General features: G+C 63.8%; 24 protein-coding genes. 11 read left to right on the top strand and 13 right to left on the bottom strand.

Annotated elements, in window-relative coordinates:
- Positions 1–99 precede the first annotated feature (99 nt).
- From GYB81_RS03335 to GYB81_RS03305, 7 genes are all read right to left on the bottom strand, one after another.
- A complete protein-coding gene (locus tag GYB81_RS03335; RefSeq protein ID WP_024307411.1) occupies positions 100–561 on the bottom strand; it encodes an outer membrane lipoprotein in 462 nt (153 codons plus the stop codon).
- A gap of 114 nt (positions 562–675) precedes the next feature.
- A complete protein-coding gene (locus GYB81_RS03330; RefSeq protein WP_161864387.1) occupies positions 676–1,809 on the bottom strand; it encodes a glycerate kinase in 1,134 nt (377 codons plus the stop codon).
- 55 nt (positions 1,810–1,864) lie between these two features.
- Entirely contained in the window at positions 1,865–3,232 is a 1,368-nt protein-coding gene (locus GYB81_RS03325) for a GntP family permease (RefSeq protein WP_161864388.1), read from the bottom strand.
- 171 nt (positions 3,233–3,403) lie between these two features.
- Positions 3,404–4,537 carry a sugar diacid recognition domain-containing protein gene (locus GYB81_RS03320; RefSeq protein WP_161864389.1) on the bottom strand — a complete coding sequence of 378 codons (1,134 nt, stop codon included), beginning with the start codon at positions 4,535–4,537 and terminating at the stop codon, positions 3,404–3,406.
- Between the two features lie 100 nt (positions 4,538–4,637).
- On the bottom strand, positions 4,638–5,174 hold the full coding sequence (locus tag GYB81_RS03315; protein ID WP_161864390.1) for a ProQ/FinO family protein: 537 nt from the start codon (positions 5,172–5,174) through the stop codon (positions 4,638–4,640).
- Positions 5,175–5,395: 221 nt separating this feature from the next.
- Complete coding sequence (locus GYB81_RS03310) at positions 5,396–6,712, bottom strand: sensor histidine kinase (RefSeq protein ID WP_161864391.1); 1,317 nt, start codon at positions 6,710–6,712, stop codon at positions 5,396–5,398.
- Entirely contained in the window at positions 6,709–7,443 is a 735-nt protein-coding gene (locus GYB81_RS03305; protein ID WP_161864392.1) for a response regulator, read from the bottom strand. Before GYB81_RS03305 ends, GYB81_RS03310 begins: the two co-directional genes overlap by 4 nt.
- A gap of 204 nt (positions 7,444–7,647) precedes the next feature.
- Between GYB81_RS03305 and GYB81_RS03300 the strand changes: the two genes are divergently transcribed.
- The 3 genes from GYB81_RS03300 to GYB81_RS03290 all read left to right on the top strand — a co-directional run bounded on the left by GYB81_RS03300 (position 7,648) and on the right by GYB81_RS03290 (position 10,931).
- Positions 7,648–8,883, top strand: coding sequence for a cytochrome c biogenesis protein DipZ (locus tag GYB81_RS03300; RefSeq protein ID WP_161864393.1), 1,236 nt, complete (start codon positions 7,648–7,650; stop codon positions 8,881–8,883).
- Positions 8,884–9,034: 151 nt separating this feature from the next.
- Complete coding sequence (locus GYB81_RS03295) at positions 9,035–10,093, top strand: alpha/beta fold hydrolase (protein ID WP_233787810.1); 1,059 nt, start codon at positions 9,035–9,037, stop codon at positions 10,091–10,093.
- 67 nt (positions 10,094–10,160) lie between these two features.
- A complete protein-coding gene (locus tag GYB81_RS03290) occupies positions 10,161–10,931 on the top strand; it encodes an alpha/beta fold hydrolase (protein ID WP_161864395.1) in 771 nt (256 codons plus the stop codon).
- Positions 10,932–11,242: 311 nt separating this feature from the next.
- On the opposite strand, the gene GYB81_RS03285 is transcribed toward GYB81_RS03290, so the two are convergent.
- Positions 11,243–11,620, bottom strand: a complete 378-nt coding sequence (locus tag GYB81_RS03285) for a hypothetical protein (RefSeq protein ID WP_161864396.1) — start codon at positions 11,618–11,620, stop codon at positions 11,243–11,245.
- Between the two features lie 372 nt (positions 11,621–11,992).
- On the opposite strand from GYB81_RS03285, the gene GYB81_RS03280 reads away from it, so the two are divergent.
- On the top strand, positions 11,993–13,033 hold the full coding sequence (locus GYB81_RS03280; protein WP_161864397.1) for a toxin-antitoxin system YwqK family antitoxin: 1,041 nt from the start codon (positions 11,993–11,995) through the stop codon (positions 13,031–13,033).
- Between the two features lie 257 nt (positions 13,034–13,290).
- Here the strand turns inward: GYB81_RS03280 and GYB81_RS03275 are convergent, their stop codons facing one another.
- Complete coding sequence (locus GYB81_RS03275) at positions 13,291–13,731, bottom strand: helix-turn-helix domain-containing protein (RefSeq protein ID WP_161864398.1); 441 nt, start codon at positions 13,729–13,731, stop codon at positions 13,291–13,293.
- A gap of 67 nt (positions 13,732–13,798) precedes the next feature.
- On the opposite strand from GYB81_RS03275, the gene GYB81_RS03270 reads away from it, so the two are divergent.
- A complete protein-coding gene (locus GYB81_RS03270; RefSeq protein WP_161864399.1) occupies positions 13,799–15,205 on the top strand; it encodes an MFS transporter in 1,407 nt (468 codons plus the stop codon).
- Between the two features lie 103 nt (positions 15,206–15,308).
- Here the strand turns inward: GYB81_RS03270 and GYB81_RS03265 are convergent, their stop codons facing one another.
- The 4 genes from GYB81_RS03265 to GYB81_RS03250 form a co-directional block, all read right to left on the bottom strand.
- Positions 15,309–16,001, bottom strand: coding sequence for a DUF421 domain-containing protein (locus GYB81_RS03265; protein WP_161864400.1), 693 nt, complete (start codon positions 15,999–16,001; stop codon positions 15,309–15,311).
- 426 nt (positions 16,002–16,427) lie between these two features.
- Complete coding sequence (pdxH, locus tag GYB81_RS03260) at positions 16,428–17,075, bottom strand: pyridoxamine 5'-phosphate oxidase (RefSeq protein WP_161864401.1); 648 nt, start codon at positions 17,073–17,075, stop codon at positions 16,428–16,430.
- A gap of 80 nt (positions 17,076–17,155) precedes the next feature.
- The gene (locus tag GYB81_RS03255; protein ID WP_161864402.1) at positions 17,156–17,809 is read right to left on the bottom strand and encodes an OmpA family protein; all 654 of its coding nucleotides are present in this window, start codon (positions 17,807–17,809) and stop codon (positions 17,156–17,158) included.
- 81 nt (positions 17,810–17,890) lie between these two features.
- Positions 17,891–19,036, bottom strand: coding sequence for a serine hydrolase domain-containing protein (locus GYB81_RS03250; RefSeq protein WP_161864403.1), 1,146 nt, complete (start codon positions 19,034–19,036; stop codon positions 17,891–17,893).
- A 236-nt stretch (positions 19,037–19,272) separates the two neighbouring features.
- On the opposite strand from GYB81_RS03250, the gene mbhE reads away from it, so the two are divergent.
- Genes mbhE through mnhG form a run of 6 tightly spaced genes read left to right on the top strand, consistent with a single transcriptional unit; the run spans position 19,273 to position 25,033 of the window.
- Positions 19,273–21,993 carry a hydrogen gas-evolving membrane-bound hydrogenase subunit E gene (gene mbhE / locus GYB81_RS03245; protein WP_161864404.1) on the top strand — a complete coding sequence of 907 codons (2,721 nt, stop codon included), beginning with the start codon at positions 19,273–19,275 and terminating at the stop codon, positions 21,991–21,993.
- Entirely contained in the window at positions 21,993–22,397 is a 405-nt protein-coding gene (locus GYB81_RS03240; RefSeq protein ID WP_161864405.1) for a sodium:proton antiporter, read from the top strand. The genes mbhE and GYB81_RS03240 overlap by 1 nt, the downstream gene beginning before the upstream one ends.
- Positions 22,394–23,890 (top strand): proton-conducting transporter transmembrane domain-containing protein, encoded by a 1,497-nt coding sequence (locus GYB81_RS03235; RefSeq protein ID WP_161864406.1) that lies wholly within the window; start codon positions 22,394–22,396, stop codon positions 23,888–23,890. The genes GYB81_RS03240 and GYB81_RS03235 overlap by 4 nt, the downstream gene beginning before the upstream one ends.
- Positions 23,890–24,387, top strand: a complete 498-nt coding sequence (locus GYB81_RS03230; RefSeq protein ID WP_161864407.1) for a Na+/H+ antiporter subunit E — start codon at positions 23,890–23,892, stop codon at positions 24,385–24,387. Before GYB81_RS03235 ends, GYB81_RS03230 begins: the two co-directional genes overlap by 1 nt.
- Positions 24,384–24,695 (top strand): monovalent cation/H+ antiporter complex subunit F, encoded by a 312-nt coding sequence (locus GYB81_RS03225; RefSeq protein WP_161864408.1) that lies wholly within the window; start codon positions 24,384–24,386, stop codon positions 24,693–24,695. The genes GYB81_RS03230 and GYB81_RS03225 overlap by 4 nt, the downstream gene beginning before the upstream one ends.
- Positions 24,692–25,033, top strand: a complete 342-nt coding sequence (gene mnhG / locus GYB81_RS03220) for a monovalent cation/H(+) antiporter subunit G (protein WP_161864409.1) — start codon at positions 24,692–24,694, stop codon at positions 25,031–25,033. The genes GYB81_RS03225 and mnhG overlap by 4 nt, the downstream gene beginning before the upstream one ends.
- The last annotated feature ends 3 nt before the right edge of the window (positions 25,034–25,036 follow it).

The following is a 25,036-nucleotide window of genomic DNA, read 5'->3' as shown; positions in this document are numbered from 1 at the left end:
CATGCAGGGCGGCTGCGACCATGCCAATGATCGCTCACCACTGTAGCCGGACACAAAAAAGCCGGAGCAGCCGTGACTGCTCCGGCTCGTCTACAGCACTCAGTGAGTGACGCGACTGGTACCGTTAACGGTCATGATGCGCACACGCTCGCCAACCCGGAAGACCTGATTCGGCTCGACTTCCTGCACGTATGCGCGCATGGTGCCGTCGTCTTCGCGCACGGTGATTTCCACGCCCTGGGTGCGGGTCAGCCCTTCTTCGGCGGCAGCGCCAAGCAAGCCACCGGCAACCGCACCGACCACGGCCATCACCGCGCTGCCACGGCCGCCACCGATGCCGCTGCCACCGATACCGCCGACCACGGCGCCAGCGCCAGCGCCGATCGGCGTCTTGGTGCCTTCGATCTTCACGGGACGCAGCGACTCGATGGTGCCCATGCGTACCGTTTGCACCGCCCGGGCCTCGTCGCGGCTGTAGGTGTCGCCGGTCAGGCTGGACTGACAGCCGCCAAGGGCCAGCAGCGCGGCCAGAGAGGTAATGAGCAGAGTAGGTTTACGCATAGCAATTCCTCCAGAGGTATCTTGATCCATTAGACGCCGGGCGCGCGCAACTGTCACGACTGAGTCTGAACAATTCTTATGTCAGACAGACCGAGTTCAGCTAGGTTCGTCCTGTCAGGATCGGGCGAGACGCCAGAGCCGCGCGATGTCCGTGGTACGGGCCTGCAGCTCACCTGCCGCGCCGGCCATCGCCTGCTCCAGCGACAGCGGCCCCGGGGCCAGGCTGAACGCGGCCTCGATACCGGCCTCGTACAACGCCTGATAGTTGTCGCCCAGGCTACCGGACAAGGCGATAACCGGCACCCCGGCCGCACGAGCCACGCGTGCCACACCGACGGGGGTCTTGCCGTGCAGGGTCTGGGCATCCATGCGCCCTTCCCCGGTGATCACCAGATCTGCATTCTCCACCGCCGCGGCGAGGCCCGACAGTTCGGCTACCAGCTCGATACCGGGACGGAAGCTCGCCTTGAGAAAGGCACGCGCGGCGAAGCCGAGCCCGCCAGCGGCGCCGACACCTGGAAACTCGGCATGATCCTCGCCCAGCGTGGCAGCAGCGATGCGGGCGAAGCGGCCCAGCGCCTTGTCGAGCTCGGCGACCTGTTCAGGCGTCGCGCCCTTCTGTGGACCAAACACGGCAGAAGCGCCGCGCGGCCCACACAGGGGATTGTCGACATCGGCGGCAACCTCGATCTGCACCTTGAGCAGGCGTGCATCAAGACCGCTCAGATCGAGCTGATCGAGGGTCGCCAAAGCCGCACCGCCGGGCGCCAGCTCATCCCCCCGAGAATCAAGAAAACGCATGCCCAGCGCCTGCAGCAGGCCGAGACCGGCATCGTTGGTGGCGCTGCCGCCCAGGCCGAGAATGATGCGCGTGGCGCCGGCATCCAGCGCCTCGCGGATCAGTTCGCCAGTGCCGAAGCTGCAGGCCAGGCGAGCGTCGCGCTGCTCGCGCGGCACCCAATGCAGACCGCTGGCCGCCGCCATTTCGATGACCGCGGTGCCCTGCCCCAGCCAGCCCCAATGTGCCTTGACCAGCGCGCCCATGGGGCCGCGCACTTCGCGTTCACGGCGCTCGCCGCCAACGGCTGCCAACAGCGCATCGACTGTACCCTCGCCGCCGTCGGCCATAGGCCGCAGCAGGCATTCGGCCTCAGGAAACACCTGCTGCCAGCCGCGGGCGATGGCAGCGGCCACATCGGGCGCGCTGAGACTCTCCTTGAAGGAGTCGGGAGCGATGACGATTTTCATGATAGGAACCTCGAAAGGAGGCAGGCGCCCGGCGGACGCCTGCCGGTCAAGCGGATTACAGCAGAACCAGGCTGAGCAGCCAGACGGCAGCCATACCCGCGATACCCTGGATCAGGGTCGCCATGGTCTGGGCACGATAAGCGGTCGCCACTTTCATGCGGCTGAACTGGGTCACGACCCAGAAGAAGCTGTCGTTGGCATGAGATACGGTCATGGCACCGGCACCGATGGCCATCACCGTCAGCACCCGGCCCATCTCGCTGTCCAGCCCGAGGTTGCCCAGCAGCGGCGCCACCATCGCCGAGGTAGTGACCAGAGCCACGGTGGAAGAACCCTGCGCACTCTTCAGCGCAGCGGCCACCAGGAACGGCATGAACAGACCGATGCCCAGCGCCGACAGAGTGTCACCCAGGTAGCCGGTCAACGCGGTGGCCTTGAGAATGGCACCGAAGGCGCCACCAGCGCCGGTGATCAACAGGATTGGCGCAGCCTCTTTCAGGCCGTGGGCGACATGATCGTGGAACTGCTGACGTTTGCCGTCACCCTTGAGCAGCGAGCAGGCCAGCACCAGACCGACCAGCAGCGCGGCGACCGGCTGACCGAGGAAGCTCAGCACATCGAACGCCGAGCCTTCGCCGAACGGCTTGCTCGGGAACGCGGCGATGGAACCCAGGCAGATCAGCGCGATGGGTACGAAGATCGGCGAAAACGCCTGCCAGGCGCTCGGCAGTTTGCCGTAGCGGGCGCGCAGCGCATCGAAATCGACATCATCGGCGAGCAGTTCGCTCGGCGCTTCTTCGAGCAGCGCCTGATCGTTCTGCTTGAGGAAGCGGTTGGCCCAGAGCATGCCAGCCACGGCGGTGACCGCAGCGACCAGCAGGCCGACCAGGATCACCAGGCCCAGCGAGGTTTCCAGACCCAGGTTGCCGGCAGCGGCGATCGGCCCCGGGGTGGGCGGCACGAAGGTATGGGTGGCGTACAGACCGGTGGCCAGGGCCACGCTCATGGCCACCACGGACACCTTCATGCGCGCCGCCAGAGCGTTCTTCAGCGAGTTGAGGATGACGTAGCCGGAGTCGCAGAACACCGGAATCGACACCAGGTAGCCGATGATCGACATGGTCAGCGTGGGGAAGCGCTGGCCCAGCAGGCGGATCACCGTCTCGGCCATGGTGATGGCGGCGCCGCTGCGCTCGAGGATGACGCCAATGATGGTGCCGAGCACGATAACGATGCCGATGTAACCGAGAATGCCGCCGAAGCCGGCGGTCATGGTCTTGATGATTTCGCCGCTGGGCAGCTGATAGGCGAAGCCGGCGATCAGTGCCGCAGCCAGCAGCGCAAGGAAGGGGTGCAGTTTCAAACGGGTAGTGGACAGCACGATGAATGCAATCAATGCCACCAGAATCAGGACCAGGCCCATGACCAGTCTCCTCGTTGTTGTTATGGCGGGCGCATGGCCCGGAAGGAAAATGCAGACAGCGCAACATTGTGGCTCAGGCGGCCCCGCCCTCGCCTTGTGCATCAGCACCAAATCGACCAAGTCAGCGCGCAGCAGGCTGTGCAATCGCACAAAGCCACAGGACGTTATCCGTCAGCTGGCTCTGTGCGCTTCAGCGGCCGCCTCGGGCTCCAGCAACCCCAGCCCCAAGGATAGCTGCAGGCGCTGATCCAGCCGGTTGAGATCCAGGCCACTGAGTTCGGCGATGCGCTCCAGGCGATAGCGCAGAGTATTGCGGTGGATGCCCAGCTCCAGCGCGCAGGTCTGCACCTGACCATCGTGCGCGCACCAGGCTTCCAGCGTCGCTCGCAGCGTGCCTTGCGGGTCCTGCGCCAGCACCTGACGCAAGGGCGCCAGCCAGCCCTGCAGCAACCAGCTGTGACGCTGGGCGTAGAGCAGCGTCGGTAGGCGCAACTCGTCCAGACGCAGCAGGCGACGCTCCGGGAAGCGCGCCTGGCCGTAGGCCTGCAGGTCACGCAGCACCAGACTGGCCTGGCGCAATTCGGTCAGGTCATGCAGAGGATCGCTCAGCGCCAGCGAGCGCACGCCCCACTCACGCTCATCGGCCTGCTGCAGCCAGGCACGGTCATCGCGCGCGGCGCTGTAAGGTCTGCACCAGAGCAGCTCGTGACGACCGAGCGGCGCCACCAGATGCTCGCCCTTGCCGCCGAGTGCGGCCAGCAGGCGCGCCTGACGCGGCAGCGGATCGCCCTGATCATCGAGCTGCAACAGACACATCTGTCGCGGCCAGCTGAGCTGCAGGCCCAGGCGCTCGGCGTCCACCTCGAGGCTGGTCAGGCGCAGTTGCGGGTCGAGCAATTGCCGCAACCAGGCTTCCTGCTGATGCCGCTGCCAATGCCGCTCGGCCTGCAGCACGCGATGCTCGACCAGCATTTCCGCGGCCATGCGCACCAGCTCGGCATAGGGCCGTACGGTTTCGGGTTCACCGGTGATGCCGAGCACGCCGATCAGCCGCTCGGCATGCAGCAGGGGCAGGTTCACACCAGGTTTGACGCCACGCAGGCAGGCGGCTGCCTGGGCATCGATCTCCACCACACGCCGATTGGCCAGCACCAGTTGGGCGCCTTCATGACGGGTGTGCAGGCGACTGGGGTCGCCGCTGCCGATGATCATGCCCTGCGCATCCATCACGTTGATGTTGTGCGGCAGGATGGCCATGGCGCGGTCGACGATCAGCTGCGCCAGGGTGGAATCGAGTTCGAGCATCGGAAGCGGCCTCGCGAATGAGGCCGCCATTGTAGGCCGATGCAGCGCACTTCACGATGCGCAGCAGAGCCTGAGCAACGCTCAGGCTGCAGCGGACGCTTTACTCGGCGCTAGGCTGCGCGACGCTGGCTTCGGCCTTGTCGTCCGCCGGTGCCGCCGGCGCTTTCGCCTTGGCCTGATTGCGGCGCATCTCCATGCGCTGGCGTCTGGCCTGCTGGCGGGCATGCAGCGCCTGCCCTGCCGTCACCACACCCACGGGCTGGCCTTGCAGGTCCAGACGCGGTGCATTTTCGGTCATGGCCGACCAGTAACGCCCGCCCCGGCACCAGGCGGCGATGCCCAGCTTGAGTTGCTCGAGGCTGATGCCAAGCAACGACAGATGCTGCTCGGCATCCTTGAGAATGCCCTCCTTGAGCGGCACCTTGGGCGCCGGGTTGACCGGGAAGGCCAGCGGGAAGTGCTTCTGCAGGCGCCAGATCGCCTCGACGGCAGGGTCCTGCTCGCGGGCCTTGGCCTTGGGCGGTTGCTTGCGCTTTTGCGGTTTCGCGCTTTCGCTCTTTGCCTGCTGTACTGGCTCTGCCTGCTTTTTCTCGGCCCGCAGGCGGTCACGTAGCTCGGCTAGTTGTTCAAAACCCATCGTTCGGTTCACAGCGTCCTGGTTGGTTCGTGGCGCAAGGGTATCTTATGTGCTCGATTCGCACAGCCCTATTGGCGGCCGTCGTGCCCGGCGGTAGGTGGCGGGCTGGCTGCCGAGCACGTGCAGAGAACCGCTGCCGGCCACGAGCGGATGCCAGGAGCGCGCGATCCTGAGGCTTGGAGCCCCCTGGCAACCCTGGGCCGAGGCATACCGACAGGCGGCTACGGCGCCGCCGACAGCTCGATTTCGGCACACAGTCCTCCGCCCTCTCGGTTAGTCAGACGCAGCCCCTGCCCCAGGCTGGTAGCCAGTTGCGCGGCAATGGCCAGGCCCAGGCCAGTGCCACCGGTATCGCGGTTGCGCGAACGCTCCAGGCGGTAGAAGGGTTTGATCACCTGCGACAAGAGTTCATCGGGTATTCCCGGCCCGCGATCCAGCACCTGCAGCAGCCAGCCAGCGCTGCCTGGCTGGGCGATCAGGCGAAGCTCGGCGGCACCGGCGAACTTCAGGGCATTGTCGATCAGGTTGGTGAGCAGACGGCGCAGGGTGTCCGGTCGGGTGGCCAGGACCGCATCGTTCGGCGCCAGCAGGCGCACGTCCTTGCCCATGTCGGTGTAGTCGAACACCAGACTCTGCAGAAACGGCACCAGCTGCAGGCGCCGCGCCGGTTCACTGGAGGGCTCGGTGCTGCGCGCGTAGGCCACGCCCTCCTTGACCAGGTGCTGCATCTCGCACAGGTCGTTCCACAGCTTGTGCTTGTCGGTGGCGCCTTCATCCATCAGCTCCACGCGCAGCTTCATGCGTGTGATGGGGGTCTGCAAGTCATGAGAAATGGCCGCGAGCAGTTGCACACGCTCCTTCACGTAAGCGGCGATGCGCGCCTGCATGTTGTTGAACGCCGCCGCCGCGTAAGCCACCTCGGTCGGCCCGCTTTCATCCAGCGTCACGGCCTGGCTTTTCAGATCCAGCTCGTCCACCGCGCGTGACAATTGCGTCAGCGGACGGATGGCCGTGCGTACGGCCAGCCAGGTGCAGAGGATGAGCAACGACAGCTGGGCCAGCAGCAATGCCGGCAACCAGGGCGACAAGGGCATGACCGAAGGGCGTACGTCGATGGTCAGTGGCTGGCCATCCTTGAGCTGTAGATGGGCCTGATAATGCGGACGCTGATCGTCGATGATCTGGAAATCGATGCGGTACTCCGGGCCGAGCGTGGCCAGGATCGAGTGCACCGACACCGGAACATCAGCACGGTCGAGGGCAGTGCCCGGCTGGCCCTCATCCAGTTGATAGCGATAGTTGGGCCGCTGCAGGCGCGGCAGCCAGGCTGCACGTTCGACGGCAGGCAAGCGCTCGAGCACCGCCACCGCCGTGGCCACGTCGCGTTCGAAGTTGCTCAGCATCAGCGTTTTCGCGCTGCTGTAACGCTCGTAGCTTTGCACCGCGAACGACAGCCCATGAGCCAGCACCAGGCTGGCCAGGAAGATCAGCGACAGCCTGGCGGCCAGCGTGCGCGGCCAGGGCAGCCAGCGCTTCACGGCAGCATCTCGACGGCGAAGCTGAACACGTAACCTTCGCTGCGCACCGTCTTGATGTAGGCCGGGTCACGTGCGTCGTCGAGCAGGCGCTGGCGCACGCGGCTGACCAGCAGATCGATGGAGCGGTCGAACAGGTCCGCCTCGCGGCCCTGGGTCAGGGTCAACAGCTGATCGCGGCTGAGCACCCGCTGCGGATGGTCGAGAAAAACGCGCAGCAGACGATACTCGGCGCCGCTCAGGGCGACCACGGTGTCCTGTGCATCGAGCAGGTGGCGCGCCGTGGTATCCAGCCGCCAGGCGCCGAACTTCAGCAGACGCGCAGGTTCGCTCAGCAACATGTTGGGCGGCAGCATGCGCGTACGACGCAGCACCGCATTGACCCGCGCCAGCAGCTCGCGGGCGGAAAACGGCTTGACCAGATAATCGTCGGCGCCCATTTCCAGGCCGACGATGCGGTCGGTCTCATCGTCCCGCGCGGTGAGCATCAACACTGGCGTGGCGCGATGCTTGCCGGCGCGCAGCTCGCGGCACAGTACCAGGCCGTCGTCACCGGGCAGCATGATGTCGAGCACGATCAGGTCGACCTGCGACGATTCGAGAAACGCGCGCATCTGCCGGCCGTCCGCTGCCAGGGTGGTGCGCAGCCCGTTCTTCTTCAGGTAATTGCCCACCAGCTCGCGAATCTCGCGATCGTCATCGACGATCAGCACATGATCAACCTGAGACTCCATGACGCCTGTCCTTCGATAAGAGGTGCGCTGCAGTCTAACCAGACTGCAATGCCTTGCCAGCCGGGTTTGTAGGCTTGTGTATCTGGCGGCGCGGCAGATACCCAGCGCTACAGTGGCGGCCCTGAACGACATACGGCAGATACCTCCAGGACGTGCAATGCGTCCACCGCCGGCCCTGCGCCGGCAGCTCTCAAGGAGAACGCCATGTTGCTCATCGCTTTTCTCGGTGGTCTGCTGACTGTCCTCAGCCCCTGCATTCTGCCCGTCGTCCCCTTCCTGTTCGCCCGAGCGGGCCAATCCCGCAGCTCCATCGCGCTGACGCTATGCGGTATGGCCATCACCTTCGCCGCGGTTTCCAGCCTGGCCGTGGTCAGCAGTAGCTGGGTCGCACAAGCCAGCCAGGTCAGCCGCTATCTGGCGCTACTGGTGATGGCGCTGTTCGCCCTGTCACTGCTGTCGACCCGGGTCGCCACCTGGCTGGCTCGGCCCTTCGTGGCCCTGGGTAATCGCATCGATCCCGGCGCGCGGCGGCTGTCCGGCCCGTTCGCCGCGCTCGGTATCGGCGTGGCCACCGGTTTGCTGTGGGCGCCCTGCGCCGGCCCTATCCTTGGCGTCATCCTTACCGGCGCGATGCTCGAAGGCCCCAACGCCCATACCAGCCTGCTGCTTCTCGCTTACGGCGCGGGCAGTGCGTTGTCGCTGGGCTTGCTGATGCTGGCCGGCAAGGGCCTGCTGAACCGCTTGCGCATGTCGCTGCCGGCGCTGAGCGGATTGCGCCGCGTGGTCGGTGCCGGCGTGCTGGCGACCACCGTGGCGATCGCCGCCGGCGGCAGCCAGGCGTTGCTGGCGGGCACCTCCTCGCAGCTCGCCTATCAGGTCGAACAACGCGTGCTGAGTCAGGTATCCAGCGCACTGGATTACTGGGTGGCCAAGGTCCAGGCCCAGAGCGTGCCGGACACCCGCCCGCAAGGGCGCATGCCCTCGCTGGCCGGCGCGGTCCAGTGGCTCAATTCGCCCGAGCTCAGCCGTGAAGACCTGCGCGGCAAGGTGGTGCTGATCGACTTCTGGACGTTCGACTGCATCAACTGTCAGCGCACCCTGCCCTACGTCAAGCAATGGGCGCAGAAGTATGAAAAGGACGGCCTGGTGGTCATCGGCGTGCACACGCCGGAATACGGCTTCGAGCGGGTAATCGCCAGCGTGCGCGAGCAGGTCAGGCGCCTGGGCATCACCTACCCGGTGGCGGTGGATAACGACTATCGGATCTGGCGCGCCTTCAACAACCAGTATTGGCCTGCCCATTACCTGATCGATGCCAAGGGCCAGGTGCGCTACAGCCACTTCGGCGAGGGCGCCTATGCCACCCAGGAACAGGTCATCCAACAGCTGCTGGCCGAAGCCGCTGACCAGCGCCAGGTGACCACAGCCGAGCGCCGCTGAGCGCATCTGTATCGCTCTGTATCTAAGCCGCTTGCTGATACGAACGGTTGCGCTGGCCGCCGTTCGTGACACACGGCAGATACCTCGGCGAGCTGCAATAGCTCCATCGAGACGGCACCGGGCCGCTCGCTCGTGAACAGGAGAATCAATGATGAAAAGCACCGCTTTGAACGCCGCTCTGCCGGGTCGCCTGCTTGCCCGCTCGATGATTGCCGCCGCCCTGCTGCAAGGCGGCGTGCTGTTTGGCCTCGGCGCCCAGGCCGCCGAGGTGCCGGCCGGCAAGATCGAAGCCATCAGCGTCGGCAGCCACACCTCGTTCGGTGAACTGAAGCATGTACGAGCCGGGCTGCTGGACGTGTCCTACGCCGAGCTTGGGCCGGCCGATGGCCCGGCTGTCATTCTGCTGCACGGCTGGCCGTACGACATTCACAGCTATCTCGATGTGGCCCCGGCGCTGGCCAGCAAGGGCTATCGGGTGCTGATTCCCGCGGCCCGCGGCTATGGTCAGACGCGCTTCATCTCCGACAAGACCCTGCGCAACGGACAACCGGCTGCCCTGGCCAGCGACCTGATCGACTTCATGGATGCGCTGAAGATCGACCGAGCCGTACTTGCCGGCTACGACTGGGGCGCTCGCACCGCCGACATCGTCGCAGTGCTGTGGCCAGAGCGGGTCAAGGCGCTGGTTGCGGTGAGCGGCTACCTGATCGGCAGCCAGGATGCCGGCAAGGCGCCTCTGCCGCCGGAAGCCGAGCTGCAGTGGTGGTATCAGTTCTACTTCGCCACCGAGCGCGGCCGCCTGGGCTACGAAAAGAACACCGAAGCCTTCGCCAAGCTGATCTGGAAACTCGCCTCGCCCGAATGGAAGTTCGACGATGCCACCTTTGCACGCAGCGCGGCATCGCTGCGCAACCCGGACCACGCCGCGGTGACCATCTTCAACTACCGCTGGCGCCTGAATCTGATCGAAGGCGAGCCGCAGTACGACGCCATCGAGAAGAAGCTGGCGACCTTCCCTTCCATCAGCGTGCCGACCATCACCCTGGAAGGCGATGCCAACGGCGCGCCGCACCCGCCCGCCGAGGCCTATGCCAAGCGCTACACCGGCAAGTACGAGTTCCGCCTGATCAGCGGCGGCATCGGCCACAACCTGCCACAGGAGGCGCCTCAAGCCTTCGCCCAGGCCGTGATCGACGCCGACCACCTCTGACCCATCTGCCCGGTGCAGGCCCAACCTGGCCTGCACCGCAGTCACAATCAACCCCGAGGAAAACCCCATGAAGAACATCGTGACCGCACTGGCCATCGCGACCAGCCTCGCCATGGGCCACAACGCCCTGGCCGCGGACAAACCCACAGTCGTTCTGGTACACGGCGCATTCGCAGACGCCTCCAGCTGGAACGGCGTGGTGAAGGTGCTGGAGCAGGATGGCTACAAGGTCATCGCCGCAGCCAACCCCCTGCGTGGGGTGAAGAGCGATGGCGCGGCCGTGGCCGCGTTGCTGGCCAGCGTGAAGACGCCCGTCGTGCTGGTCGGGCACTCCTACGGCGGCAACGTCATCAGCAACGCGGCCTACGGCCAGGCCAATGTGAAGGCGCTGGTCTACGTCAGCGCCTTCGCTCCCGAGACCGGTGAAACCGTCGCGCAACTGGCCGGCAAGTTCCCGGGCAGCACGCTCGGCCCGACACTGGCCGACCCCGTCGTGCTCGCCGATGGCGGCAAGGATCTGTACATCCAGCAGGACAAATTCCACGACCAGTTCGCCGCCGACCTGTCCGACGAGCAAGCCACGCTCATGGCCGCAACTCAGCGACCGGTGACCGAAGCCGCGCTGAACGAAAAGGCCACCACGCCGGCGTGGAAGAGCATTCCGTCGTGGCACATCTACGGCGACGCGGACAAGAACATCCCGCCGCAGGCCATGGCATTCATGGCCGAACGGGCGCACGCCCAGGCAGTGGAAGTGATCCAGGGCGCCTCGCATGTGGTGATGGTGTCCCATCCGGAGTCAGTCGCCCGGATGATCGAGAAGGCTGCCGTGCAATGATCAGCCGGCCGCAGGAAGCTTGAGCGCCCTGCCCGATACAGGGAGGCGATCGATGGCACTTGAGAGGGAGCGGAACAGACCGAGGGCTGCACCTGTATGGCGGCGGTCGAGCCCAGACCGCCGCTGTCGGTCAGAGCGGGACAGCGCTTGAGTGCCATCCCCCTCGGGATCAACACATGGCCACGCTGCCCCTATGCCTGCGTGTCGAGGTCCCTGCCGACCGAAGAATCCGCCGAAGAGGCTGAATACCCGGTAGATGGTGCTTGCCATCCTCACTCGAGGCCTCGATGATCTTCTCTTTCTCCTCCTGCTCAGCCTTCATTAGCGATGTCCAGGACGTCCTTGTTCGCCTTCTCCAAAGGGGCCAGCAGCCTCTCCTTCACCTCTTCGGGAATGGACGCATCGTTGCGAATCGCCTGCATCTTGAGGGACGTCTGCACCATCGAATCGAGCTGGCTCATATTCGTGCCCGGCGCTACCTGCGACTCCTGATTCCTAGAGAGCGCGCCGAGACTGACCGCCATAACGGAGGCAGGCGTAACCAGCTCGTCAGCCGTTTTTTTTTCTGACGTAGCGCCCCTGTCCGGCCCGGCTTCCGGTGACTTGGCCACCTTGGTCGTAGTAAGCGCTGCGCTTGAAATCAAAGAAGGGATTTGCATCGTTCCCGAGGTGAGCCGATCCTGCCGCATACATCGGCCTGGCTCGTGGGAAGTTGAGAGCACATCGAGGCGAACGCGATCAGAAGCAGCCTGATTCCAATCGCTGTGAATCGGTCATCGCCTGATATCGATGCATCAGTGAGCCAATGGCTGCTAACGGCCAAAAGCTGCCTGTCGTTACCGGCTGAAATCGACCCTAAGCCGCCATCTGGATGACTACGCAATTGAGGGCGATTTAGAAAGCAGGTAAATTCTGTGAGATACCTACGTTCAAGACAAGGAGTTCAGGCGCCGTTGCGTTTATGCCTACCAAGTTTTTGAGCCTACATAACCAAGCGCTACCAACATAGAACAATACAAAAATCAAAGCACTTTTCTGTCACGCAAAAAAGGTTTACAGGGATGGCCGAATACAGGGTAAAAATTTCAGCGGATCTATCAAAAGTTGAAAGTTATGAAGGCTGCAGGAACTTTTTAGAAACACTCCACTCAGCAAGCGAAAGCTGTAACACAGAAAAAGAACTTGAGATGTTTCTAGCATCACAGAAGTGCGAGCACAGACCGCGCGACTTTATATGGCACGAATACCTTTCCGCCATAGAAGACCTATCAATAAAAGAAGAAGAAAAAACCTTCAAAGCCCTATTCACAGTTGGCGATGGCGCAATTGATTTCTGCAGCGAGCTAAATTCACTCCTAAAGAAAATAAAATCTAAACAAATAAAAATAGAACTCACTTATGATGGGGAACAGGAAGCAATTGACTGGAAATCACTGGGCAAACCGGAAAATATAGCCACGATATTTCTGAGGAAACCTGAGACCCCGCTGATTAACGGCGCTAGCGGTCACTACAGCCTAGTATCGAGAACCGGCATTTTGCTCGGAAAGCTAAACATAGAACTTGGCCACTTGGCAGGGGGGCAGACTATGTTCAATAAATATGGCAACGTGCTGTGCATCATAAACTTCAAGTCTGGCATCCCCCACGGGAAGTTCAAGGCATACTACCCAGATGGTAGTAATATGTTAGAAGGTGCTTTTAAGGAGGGCGTGCTGGACGGTCAGTTCCTAGGCTGGGAAAACAATGGGCACGTAAAAATAAAGTCGAACTACAAAAATGGCTTGCTAGACGGAGCCCAATATATTCACCTGAGCACAGAGCAAAAGCCTCACCTTCAAGCAAATTACAAAAACGGACTACTGAATGGACCGGCGATATGGAGAGGTGGTTTTATGGCCGATAAATCATGTCATGCTGTATTCAGGTCTGGCAAACCCTCCGAAAGCATCGACGAATTCACAATGGCTTGCTTGGAAACGCTTGAGGACAAGTTAGCTCCTCATGAAAGCATCATGATGTTTATTGACCCCCACCAATTCTACGAGTTGATCTCCAAGCACGCTCTCGAGCAATCAAATAAGCCACCTTCCTCGCCCTGACACCGGCCCATCTGTAAGCTCTGATCAGATAAGCCCCAGACACTTGATCCCGTACAGTCGTCGAGCGAACCTAATGCTGTAGGCAGCATCGCATGACCGCTCCTGGCCGGTAGCTGCCCGTGTCACTGCCTGCGATCGGCCAGAAACAGCGACTCGCTTCCATCAGAGTCAGCCTAGTTTCCCCCAGACATCAATATTACGGTCTGCCCCGATTGTTCAACGCTTCGCCCGTCGCATCTCCCAACCAGTCTGGCGGCCTACGCCTCCCTATCCACTGCAGTTCGGGATAGCACATCGCTCAGGGCCGCCGAAGGACACACTGCGCGCAACAGCTTGCGAAACCGCGGGCACGCCATATGGGACGGTGCCGGGCATTCGGCGACGTGCCGGAGCAGGCTGCTCATGGTGGTCATGCGCAGCACCTGCCGATCGAGTTCATCGGCCCGTTGCAGCAGAGTCGGCCGTGCCAGGTCCGGGTTTCTGTCGCTGTCGAACATGCCGCCAATATCTTCCAGCGAAAAACCGGCGGCCTTTCCCAAACCGATCAAGGCAAGCTGGACGATGGTTTCCTCGCTGTACTGTCGCCGCAAACCGATTCGGCAAACGGGCCGGATCAACCCCAGCTCTTCGTAGTAACGAAGCGTGGACGTGGGCACCCCGCTGGTTTTCGAGAGCACGCCAATATCGACGAGTTTCATGCTTGACCTCAAGTTGACTTGAACTTGCATAGTAGGCCATCGCCACTTCGATAGGCAGACATTGCACATGAAACCGAACCCCTCCCACGCAGCCAGCAAACGAACGCTTGCAGCGCTGTCTGGCGCCATACTGCTCGCCTCATTGGGTATCAGCATCGCCACGGTTGCGCTACCTAACCTGGCAACGGTGTTCTCGGCTAGCGTGCAGCACGTGCAATGGGTCGTGCTGGCCTACCTGCTCGGCGTAACCGCCGTCATCGTGATGGCAGGCCGCATGGGCGATCTTTACGGAAATCGGCGCGTGCTGATCGGTGGCATCCTCGTGTTCACCCTCGCCTCTTTCGCCTGCGCAGTGGCGCCGACCCTGGACTGGCTGATTGCCGGCCGCGCCGTTCAGGGGTTAGGTGCGGCCGCACTGATGGCGCTGCCGATGTCGATCGCCAAGACACTGATTGCAAAGGAACGCCTGGGTACATCAATGGGGCTGCTCGGAACGATGTCGGCGATCGGAACCGCACTGGGACCCTCGGTCGGTGGCGTATTGATCGGCGAGTTCGGCTGGCGCTCCGTTTTCGTCCTGCTGACGCTCTGCGGCGCCTGCTTGCTGGCATTGACCCTTGCCAGCATCGACAAAACAGCATCCGCTGGCACCTCGAACCGCATCGACTGGGCAGGCAGCGCCTGGCTATCCGCGACGCTGCTCTGCTTTGCGCTCGCAGCCACGGGTGGTCACGCCGGCGTCACTGATCATCCCCCGGCGCTGTTGGTCCTGGCTGGCGCTGCACTGCTGATGTTCATCCGCACCGAGCGGGCCGCGCCCCATCCACTGGTTCCGGTGGCGCTCGTTCGCGGGCGCAGTGTCGTCGCCTCCCTGTCCCTGAACCTCGTGGTTGCAAGCATCATGATGTCGACGCTGGTGATCGGCCCGCTATTTCTCTCGTTTGGCCTGGGCCTTAGCGAAACCGGCACGGGCATGGTGATGGCTGCCGGGCCTTGCGCCGCGGCGCTGTCAGGCGTCCCGGCGGGCAGGCTTGCAGATCGATTCGGAACCGACCGGACATTGCTCGCAGGCCTGTCGCTAACCACCCTGGGGCTGTGCGGTTTCGCCGTGCTGCCTCTTCTTATCGGAGTTCCGGGCTACATTTTGGCGATGCTGCTGATGACGCCAGGCTTCCAGCTGTTTCTGGCAGCCAACAATACAGCTGCGATGAACCTGGCAGCGCAAGCGCACCGAGGCGTGCTCTCCGGGCTGCTCGGCCTGTCACGCAACCTGGGCCTGATGACAGGAGCGTCTCTGCTGCCGCTGATGTTCGCCTTGCAGTTGGAGAGCCGGACTCTGGCCGATAACTCCACGCCAGCGATCAGCAGCGCCTTTTCCACTACTTTCCTGGGCGTAGCTGGCCTGAGTCTTGTGACCTTACTGCTCGCAGCGTGGAGGCGGGATTGGCGCAGCGCTGGACAGATTGTCCGCTAATCACCGGAAACAGCCGGCCGTATGCGACAACTGTCGGCGAGGCGAGCTGCCGCAGACTCCAGAATGGGGCAGCAGAACCGAAAAGTTCAAACCCGGCATGTAATCAGCGCAAGCGTGGCTCACTCGACGCGAACGTCCATTGGTTATTTTCACAGCGGGGGCAGGTCGCCTGCTGCTCGGCATCGATGACCTCGGTATTGCCGCAGCGGGTGCAGGCGTAAACGGTGTTTGATGGCACCCGTACGTAGGAGGGGCGATATTCCAAAGGCAGCACGGACAGTCCGAACTTGACGGCCTCTGCCGGGTAAAAGTAGAGACTGACCTCGCCGTCGGTTTCAAGAATGGCCAGCCGTACCTGACCGAGGTGCTCGACACCCTGCTGGCGAAGCTCCATGAAGAACTCGTCGGACGAGATCTTCAAACGCCTCAGGCTATCCAGATCGTAGAGCCCCTCTCTGATGATCGTGACCGGCTCACCTTCCATCCAGATCGAGAATCGCTTGAAGTGACTCATCGCCAGGACGGTCAGGCGATAGAACAGCAGCAGCGAGGCGAACACCATCGCGACCGGCAGAAGAGGTACATCTTCGTAAAAGGAGACATCGCCTGCAGCCGAGCCAAGGGTCAGGATGACGACCAGCTCGAACAGCGACAATTGCCGAATGCCACGGCGACCGCTGACCTTGAGAAAAACGAAAACGACTACGAATGCAAAGAGTGCACGAAGCGCGACTTCTGCTAGAAAAAGCAGGGGGAAATCGTCCATTAGCATGCGCTGCCAGTCGAACGCGGTCATCAATTAGTCCCTGAGCTGATTGTACTTTTTTGGACAAGCAAATCAGACAATGGGTCGACTGCTAAACAGGGCGCGGGAAAAGACAGCCTCAGTGGAGCAATTTCTTGTAGCCGCCTGCGATGGGCGGCATGGAGAGCTGATGCCGTCCATCGGCGACAATGAGGTCTGCCAGAGGCTGCATAGGGAAGATCGAGGGGAGGATCCCACCGACTGCCTGTTTGACCCGGCAGGTGCCTTCTTGCGCAGACGAACCCGATGATGCCCGAGTCGGCGTCGGTGAACCCTGACTGACCGGACGATACGAATCCGTTGCGCCAAGGCTCTGCCGGGTATCCTGCACCCGGGGTTGGCTAGCGCTTCGAAGTCGTTCGCTTCGCTCTTTGGCACCTGCACCTGACCGGCGTGCTCACCACGCCGGTCTTTGCATCAGGGCGCCAGCCGCTCGCGAATCCAGGCCTCGCCCTCGTAGCGATAGTTGAGGCGGTCATGCAGGCGGCTGGGCCGGCCCTGCCAGAATTCGATGCGCTCGGGCAGCAGGCGATAGCCACCCCAGTGCGGCGGGCAATGCGGCATCTGGCCCTGGAAGCGTTTTTCGGTCTCGGCCAGCAGGCCTTCGAGTTCGGCGCGGTCGCGGATCACCTTGCTTTGCGGCGAGGCCCAGGCGCCGATGCGGCTGCCCAGCGGGCGTACCTGGTAGTAACCATCGGATTCGGCGGCGGTGACACGCTCCACGCGACCTTCGATACGCACCTGGCGCTCCAGGCTGGGCCAGAAGAAGGTCATGGCGGCGAAGGGACGGGCCGCCAGCTGACGGCCCTTGGCGCTGTCGTAGTTGCTGAAGAAGGTGAAGCCGCGCTCGTCGAGCCCCTTGAGCAGCAGTACACGGCAATGGGGGCGGCCCTGGTCATCGACAGTGGCCAGGGTCATGGCGTTGGGTTCGACCGGCAGCTGCTCGGTCTTGACCGCGTCATCGAACCACTGACGGAACAGGGCAAAGGGCTCCAGCGGGGCCTGGGCTTCGCTCAGGCCGTCGCGGGTGTAGTCGCGGCGCATATCGGCCAGGGTTTGGGTCATGGCAACTCCTCAGGGCAAGGCCGGAAACCATTCGCCTGGTTTCCAGTACCTGCCCGCGCAGGGTGGAAATGCCGGCAAGCTTACTCCGACTTGCTGACTTTTCCTTGATCTGCGGCAGCTACCTTGGGCGCATCCTTGAGTTCTGCCTTGGCCGGCTGGCTGTATTTGGCGATCAGGCCCTGCATGGTGTCACGCGAGGTCAGAAGGATTTCCACACGGCGGTTCAGTGCACGCCCGGCGGCGCTGTCGTTGGCCGCGCGCGGCATGTCCGAACCAAGGCCCATGACCTGCAGGCGGTTCTGCTTGAGGCCGCTGAGACGGAAGATGGAGGTCACGGCACGCGCGCGCTGCTGGCTGAGGTCGCGGTTCAGCGCCGCATCACCGCTGGTGTCGGCGTGGCCGAGCACCACCACGGCGATGTCCTCATCGGTTTCCAGCAGTTTGGCTACGCGAGTGATCGGGCCCAGGCTGGCAGGCAGGAGCATGTGCGGGCGATCCGGGTTGAAGGAGCCTTGCACCGGTGCGGTTACCACCAACAGATTTTCCCGACGCTCGAACTCGAACTGGCTGCCCTTGACCGCTTCGCGCAGTTTCGGCTCGTACTCGTCGAGCCAGGCGCGGGTCACCTGAGGTGCAGGCATCGCTGCCGGCTTGGCGACTTCCTTCTTTTCCGAACCGGCGCAGCCGGCGATCAGCAGGCAGCAGGTAAAGGCAAAAATCTTGTTGGCACGCATGTAGCCCCCGAGGTCAAACAGATCTAATGGTCGATTCGTTATGGTTGTTACGGAACGATTGGCGCGAGTTTAGCCGTTCAATCAGATACAGTCCGCAATCTGGCGTGCAAGTTTCTGCGCGCGGGGGTCCATCAAGACGAACGGTCCTAGATTGTTGATCACGAAGCCGAATGCCAGGTCCCGTTCCGGGTCGGCAAAGCCGCTGGAACCGCCGGCACCGGGATGACCGAAGGCTTTTGCCCCCATGCCGTAGGTGGCGTTGGCCACATCGGTCTGATCGAGCATGCAGCCGAGGCCGAAACGGGTGCGGGTCAGCAGGGTTTTGTCGTCACCGACACCGTGTTCGCGGGTCATTTCGCCCAGCAGCTCGGCATCGAGCAGGCTACCGTCGAGCAGACCGGCATAGAAGCCCGCCAGGCTGCGCGCGTTGCCATGACCGTTGGCGGCCGGTTGTTGCATGCGCCGCCATTCCGGCTTGTTGGTACTGGTCATGATCGACGGCGGGTTGGTGAACGAGCGCGTGCTCATGGCGCTGGCATCGCTCATCATCACCTTGAGCAGGCGCTGCGCGGCGGCATCGCCGAGATTGCCCTTGCCGCGGGCGATATGGGCGACGCGGTCGAATTCGCTGTCGGCCAGGCCGACATGAAAGTCCAGGTCCAAAGGCTTGGCGATGCGCGCAGCAATGCTGTCGCCGGGGCCGCGGCCTTCTACCCGGCGAATCAGCTCGCCGATCAGCCAGCCATAGGTAATGGGCGCGTAGCCATGGCCATCGCCCAGCGGCCACCAGGGTTCTTCAGCCGCCAGCGCATCGGTCATGGTCTGCCAGTCGTACAGCGCCTCGGCGGGCAGTTGCTGACGCAGCGCCGGCAAGCCTGCCTGATGGCAAAGCAGATGGCGCACGCTGATGCACTCCTTGCCGGCGGCGGCGAATTCGGGCCAGTAACGCGCCACGGGAGCATCCAGGTCGAGCTTGCCCTCGCCCACCAACTGCAAGGCCACCACGGCAGCGAAGGGCTTGGTACAGGAGAACAGGTTGGCGATGGTATCGCTGTGCCAGGGCTGCTGGCCGTCCTTGTCCATGACCCCGGCCCACAGGTCGATCACGGTTTCACCGCCGATCTTCACGCACAGGGCCGCGCCCCGCTCCTGCGCATCGTCGAACAGTGCGGCGAACGCATCTCTCACCGCCTCGAAGCGCAAGTCGAAATAGCCCTGAATCTGCACGCTGTTCTCCCGTTTCGCTGCTTGGCCCAATACTGCCGATGATGGCAGCCGCCTATCATGCAATGTTCTGAAACTTCATAAAATAGCGATCTTCGATTGGTTTTTCCTATGCTGAAAAAAGCGCGGCCTGATATGACCGATACGCCCTGAATCCATGCCAGACCGGAACGCCGGCTAGCGGTACGTGCGTGGTCGTCAGGCCGTCCTGGATTCGACGCTCGGCACAGGAGATACGAGTGCTCTACCTATTGTCCCTGATCGCCCTGGCCGCCGTTATGGCGCCTGGCCTGACGCGCCTGTTGGGCGCTCGCACGGGCTGGCTGCTGATGTTGGCGCCGCTGGTGGCCTTCATCTGGTTCGTTCAACAGATTCCGCTGATCGCCGGCGGCGATGCCGTCGTGCAGAGCATGAGCTGGATTCCGGCCCTGGGCATCAACCTGAGTCTACGCCTGGACGGCCTCTCGCTGCTGTTTGCCCTCTTGATCAGCGGCATCGGCAGCCTGATCGTGCTCTACGCCGGCAGCTACCTGTCCAGTCATGTCCACCTCGGTCGCTTTCACGCCTACCTGCTGGTGTTCATGCTGGCGATGCTCGGCCTGGTGCTGGCCGACGATCTGGTGGCGATGTTCGTGTTCTGGGAGCTGACCAGCATCGCCTCCTTCCTACTGATCAGCTTCCAACATGAAAAGGCCGTCTCGCGCCGGGCGGCGCTGCAGGCGCTGCTGATCACCGGCGGCGGCGGACTGGCGCTGCTGGCGGGCCTGATCCTGCTCGGCGGTGCCACCGGCAACTGGCAGTTCTCCAGCCTCAGCGCCGAGCAGATCGAAGGCCATGTGCTGCTGCCGGCAATCATCGGCCTGGTGCTGCTGGGCTGCTTCACCAAGTCGGCACAGGTGCCCTTCCACCTGTGGCTACCCAATGCGATGAACGCACCGACACCGGTATCGGCCTATCTGCACTCGGCGACCATGGTCAAGGCCGGCATCTACCTGCTGGCCCGCCTGAACCCGGTGCTGGGCGGCTCCGTCGGCTGGGGCACGCTGCTGATCACCTTCGGCGCCGCCACCGCAGTGCTCGGCGCCTTTCTTGCCTTCCGCCAGACCGATCTCAAACGGCTGCTGGCCTACACCACGGTCACCGTGCTGGGTCAGTTGACCATGCTGATCGGCACCAACACCAGCTATGGGCTGCAGGCTTTCGTGCTCTATCTGGTGGCGCATTCCCTCTATAAAGGCGCGCTGTTCATGGCAGTCGGCGCCGTCGATCACGCCACCGGCACACGAGAGCTGGCGCGCCTGGGGGGGCTGATCCGCTTCATGCCGCTAACCGGTGCAGCCGTGGCCCTGGCGGCATTCTCCAACGCCGGCCTGCCGCCGTTCTTCGGCTTCATCGCCAAGGAGTTCAAATACAGCGGCCTGATCGAGATGGGTCATATCGGCTGGGCAGTGACCCTGGTGATGGTCCTCACCAATGCCCTGCTGTTCGCCGCTGCCGGCCTGGTGTTCCTGCAGACCTTCCTCGGCAAGCGTGGCGATTATCCACGCGAGCCGCACGAAGTCGGCTTACCGATGTGGCTGGGGCCGATGCTGCTGGCCATCGGCGGCTTCCTGCTCGGCGCCTGGAATGCCTGGCCGGAAACCTGGCTGGTGAACAATGCGGTACAGGCCGTGGCGCGCGGCCCGGTGGATGTGAACCTTTATCTATGGGGTGGCATCACTCCGGCGCTGCTGGCCAGCCTGCTGACCGTATCGCTGGGCGTGCTGTTCTACGTAATGCGCGACCGGGTCCGGCAGTTGCTCGATAGTGCCAACGCGGCCTGGAACGTCAGCGGTGACCTGATCTGGGATCGCCTGCTCAAACGCGTTTTCCACTTCGCCGGACTGCTCGCCGCGCGCTTCCAGCATGGCTCGCTGCGCCAGCATCTGGTGCTGTTGGCACTGGCGGTCGGAGGTCTGCTTGCGGTCGGCCTGCTGCCGGCCCTGCCGCAGCTGCTGCAGGGCAGTTACAGCCCGATCTCGCCGCTGGGCCTGGCCGGCTGCCTGTTGGCACTGGCCGGCGGCGTGGCGGCGGCATTCCTGCCCGGCCGCCTGACCTTGCTGGCAGCGCTCGGCGCCTGCGGACTGGGTCTGGCGCTGGTTTTCGTCTCGGTCAACGCCCCGGACGTGGCGATGACCCAGCTGATGGTGGAAACCCTCAGCCTGATCTTCCTCGCCCTGGTGTTTCGCAAGATGCCCACAGTGCCGCCCAGCGGCGCCCGCGCGCCCTGGAAGCGCCGTCTGCATGCCGGCGTGGCGATCCTCTTCGGCCTCAGCGTGACCGGCACCCTGCTGCTGGCGGTCAGCCTGCCGCTGCCGGGCGAAATCGCCCAGTGGTACCAGGCCAACAGCCTGCCGGGCGGTCACGGACATAACGTGGTCAACGTGATTCTGGTGGACTTCCGCGCCTTCGATACCCTCGGCGAAATACTCGTGGTCGCGCTCTCGGCCCTTGCCGCAGCCAGTTTGCTCGGCACCGGCCGACGCTTCGGCGGCGAGCACAGCGGTGAAGACGCCTTCACCTCGCCGCTGCTGCGCCAGGGTCTGCGCCCGCTGGCCTGGTTGATGCTGGCCGCCTCCCTGCTGCTGCTGTGGCGCGGGCATAACCTGCCGGGCGGCGGTTTCATCGGCGGCCTTGTCGCGGCATGTGGCCTGATCCTGCTGGTACTGACCTACGGCCACGGACAGATTCGCCGCGTGCTGCCGCTGGCGCCAGCGCAACTGATCGGCCTCGGCCTGGGCTGCGCGGCAGGCGCCGGCATCCTCGGCCTGATGACCGGCAGTGCCTTTCTCACCGGCCTCTGGATTTTCCCCGGCGGGCTTCCGCTGGGCACGCCCTTGCTCTTCGATATCGGCGTTTTCCTCACCGTGTTCGGCTCTGCCCTGCACATGATCGACAAGCTCACGGGAGTTCGCCACTGATGGAATGGCTCGCTGCAATCACGACCGGAGGCCTGGCGGGTCTGGGCCTGTGGATGCTTCTGGACCGCAATCTCAAGCGCGTCGTGCTGGGTGTGGTGGTACTGGGTAACGCAATCAACCTGGGGGTTCTCACCGCCGGACGCTTCTTCGGCGAGCGCCCGGCCTTCGTCGAGGTTGGCAATACGCTCGATGCGGCCAACCCGCTGCCGCAGGCGCTGGTGCTGACGGCGATCGTCATCGGGTTCAGTCTGTTCATCTTCGCCCTGGCGCTGCTCAAGCGCACCCGCGAACTGCATGGCGACAAGACTACCGACTCGGTCAGCTCGATCACCGAGCAACCGGCGCCGGACTGGCACGACAGCGAACATGAGAGCGACGCCCAGGGTGCGGAGGCTCGCCGATGAACCACGCGTTACTGGTTGCACCGATTCTGGTACCCCTATGCAGCCTGCTGCTGGCGATCATCCTGCGCCGTAATTTGCTGGCCGTGCGCGTGCTCAGCCTGAGCGGCGCCGCCCTGTTGCTGGCAGTCGGCCTGGTTTTGGTCTGGCAGGCGGCGCAGGGGATAGTGCTGACCGGCCAGGTAGGTGGCTGGCAGGCGCCGTTCGGCATCAGCCTGGTGATAGACCGGCTGTCGGCGGTGATGATCGCCATCAGCGCCGTGGTCGCCCTGGTTACCCTGCTCTATGGCGTGGCCAAGGACAACGACAGCAAGATCGGCCGCGACTTCCACCTGTTCATCCAGGGCCTGCTGACCGGTCTCTGTGGCGCCTTCATCACCGCCGACATCTTCAACCTGTACGTCTGGTTCGAGGTATTGCTGATCGCCTGCTTCGCCCTGATGGCACTCGGCGGTGGCAGCCGCCGGCTGGCCGGCAGCATGACCTACGTGGCGCTGAACCTGTTCGCCACGCTGATCTTCCTGCTCGCCGCCGGCCTGGTCTACGGCGCCAGCGGCACGCTGAACATGGGGGAACTGGCGGTGATCATGCGCAGCGGCGAAGCGCCGCCCGGCGTCACCCCGGCGCTGCTGCTGATGCTGCTGTCGTTCGCCATCAAGGCCGCGCTGTTTCCGGTATTCGGCTGGCTGCCGGCCACCTACCACGTGGCGCTCACCGCGGTGTCGGCGATGTTCGCCGGGCTTCTGACCAAGGTCGGCGTGTACGCGCTGATCCGCCTGGTGACCCTGCTCTGGCCGGAATACGGCCTGCCCCATCAACTGCTGCTGTGGGTGGCCTGCGCCACCATGCTGGTGGGGGTGCTCGGCGCAGCGGCGCAGACCGAGGTGCGACGCATCCTGTCGTTCCATATCGTCAGTCAGGTCGGCTACATGATCCTCGGCCTGGCCCTGGCCACCCCGCTGGCGCTGGCCGGCGCAGTGTTTTACCTGATCCACCATATCGTGGTGAAGGCCAACCTGTTCTTCATCGGCGGGCTGGCGGCGCGCATCTGCGGCTCCGAGCGGCTGGCCGACATGGGCGGGCTGTACAAGCGCATGCCCTGGCTGGCGCTGCTGTTCGCCATTCCGGCGCTGTCGCTGGCCGGCATACCGCCGCTGTCCGGTTTCTGGGCCAAGTTCCTGCTGGTCAAGGCCAGCCTGGATGCCGCGGCCTGGTGGGCAGCGGGCATCGCGCTGCTGACCGGCGTGTTCACCCTGCTGTCGATGAACAAGATCTGGAACGAGGCCTTCCTCAAACCTCATCCACAGGGTGAAGAGGCGCTGCAAGTGGTCACCGGCATGCGCCCGGCCTGGATAGGCATGAGCGCCCTGGCGGTGATGACCGTACTGATCGGCCTGGGCGCCGGCCCGCTGATCGACTACGCCGTGGCGGCCGCCGCGCAGCTCGCCGATCCGCAGGCCTATCTGCAACCCTTCGCTGGCGCAGGAGGTGCCTGATGTCGTTTCTCATCCATCTGCTGGCCAGCGCCATGCTGGCCTGGAGCGTCGGCGCCGGGCACCTGGGCGGCGGCCTGCTGGCCTTCACCCTGCTCTACCTGCTGGTGCGCCTGCTGGGCGTGGCCGTGGCGCGCCTGCGCCGTTACGCGCGCAGCCTGGAGCATGGCGTCAGCTTCTGCCTGTGGTTCATCGCCCAGGTGTTTCTCGCCACCTATCACGTTGCCACCCTGGTACTGGCGCGTCGGGTCGACGTGGAGCCGGCGATACTGGCCTACCCGGTCACCCGCCGCGAAGTGGACAAGGTCACCCTGCTCGGCACCCTGCTGACCCTGACCCCTGGCACCCTGGCCCTGGATTACGACCCGGAGCAGGGCCTGCTCTACATCCACGCCCTCGATGCACGTCGCCGCGAGGACATGACCGACATCCTCATCGAGCTGGAGCGCCGTCTGCTGGCCTGGCTCGATGCGAGTAAAGCCGAAGGAGTAACGCCATGACCCTGCACCTGGCCGGAGCAGCCTGGGTATTGCCACTGGCTGCAGTCTTGCTCGCGCTGAGCGGTTTGATCAGCCTGTACCGCTTGCTGCGCGGGCCGAGCCGCCCGGATCGCGCGGTGGCCATCGACGCCCTGACCCTGCTGGCGGTGGCCGCCATGGCGCTGTTGTGTCTGATGCGCGGCGAGGCACTGTTCATCGACGTCGCCGTACTGCTGGCACTGGTGTCGTTTCTCGGCACGGCAGCCTTTGCCTTCCTGTTCGACGACGCTCACTGCCATATGCCGGAAAAACGCGAGGAACGTCCATGAACGAGATCCAAGCCTGGCTGGCCTCGCTGCTGGTGCTAAGCGGCGCGCTGATTTCCCTGCTCGGCGCGATTGGCGTGCTGCGCCTGCCCGATAGCTACAGCCGCATGCACGCGGCGAGCAAGGCCGGGGTACTCGGCGCGGTGCTGTTGCTGGGTGCAGTAGCCCTGGCCACTAGCGGCGAACTGGCCCTGGAAGCCTTTCTCGGCCTGCCGATTCTGCTGGCCAGCGCCCCGCTGGCTGCGCACGCCATCGCCCGCGCCGCTCACCGCGCCGGCATTCGGCCGACGCTGGGGCGCTTGGGTGATGAGCTGGAACAACGCAACAGAGGCGGTGAATAAACC

It is taken from the genome of Pseudomonas yangonensis, assembly GCF_009932725.1.
Lineage (GTDB): Bacteria > Pseudomonadota > Gammaproteobacteria > Pseudomonadales > Pseudomonadaceae > Aquipseudomonas > Aquipseudomonas yangonensis.
This window is presented reverse-complemented; position numbering and strand designations above follow the sequence as displayed.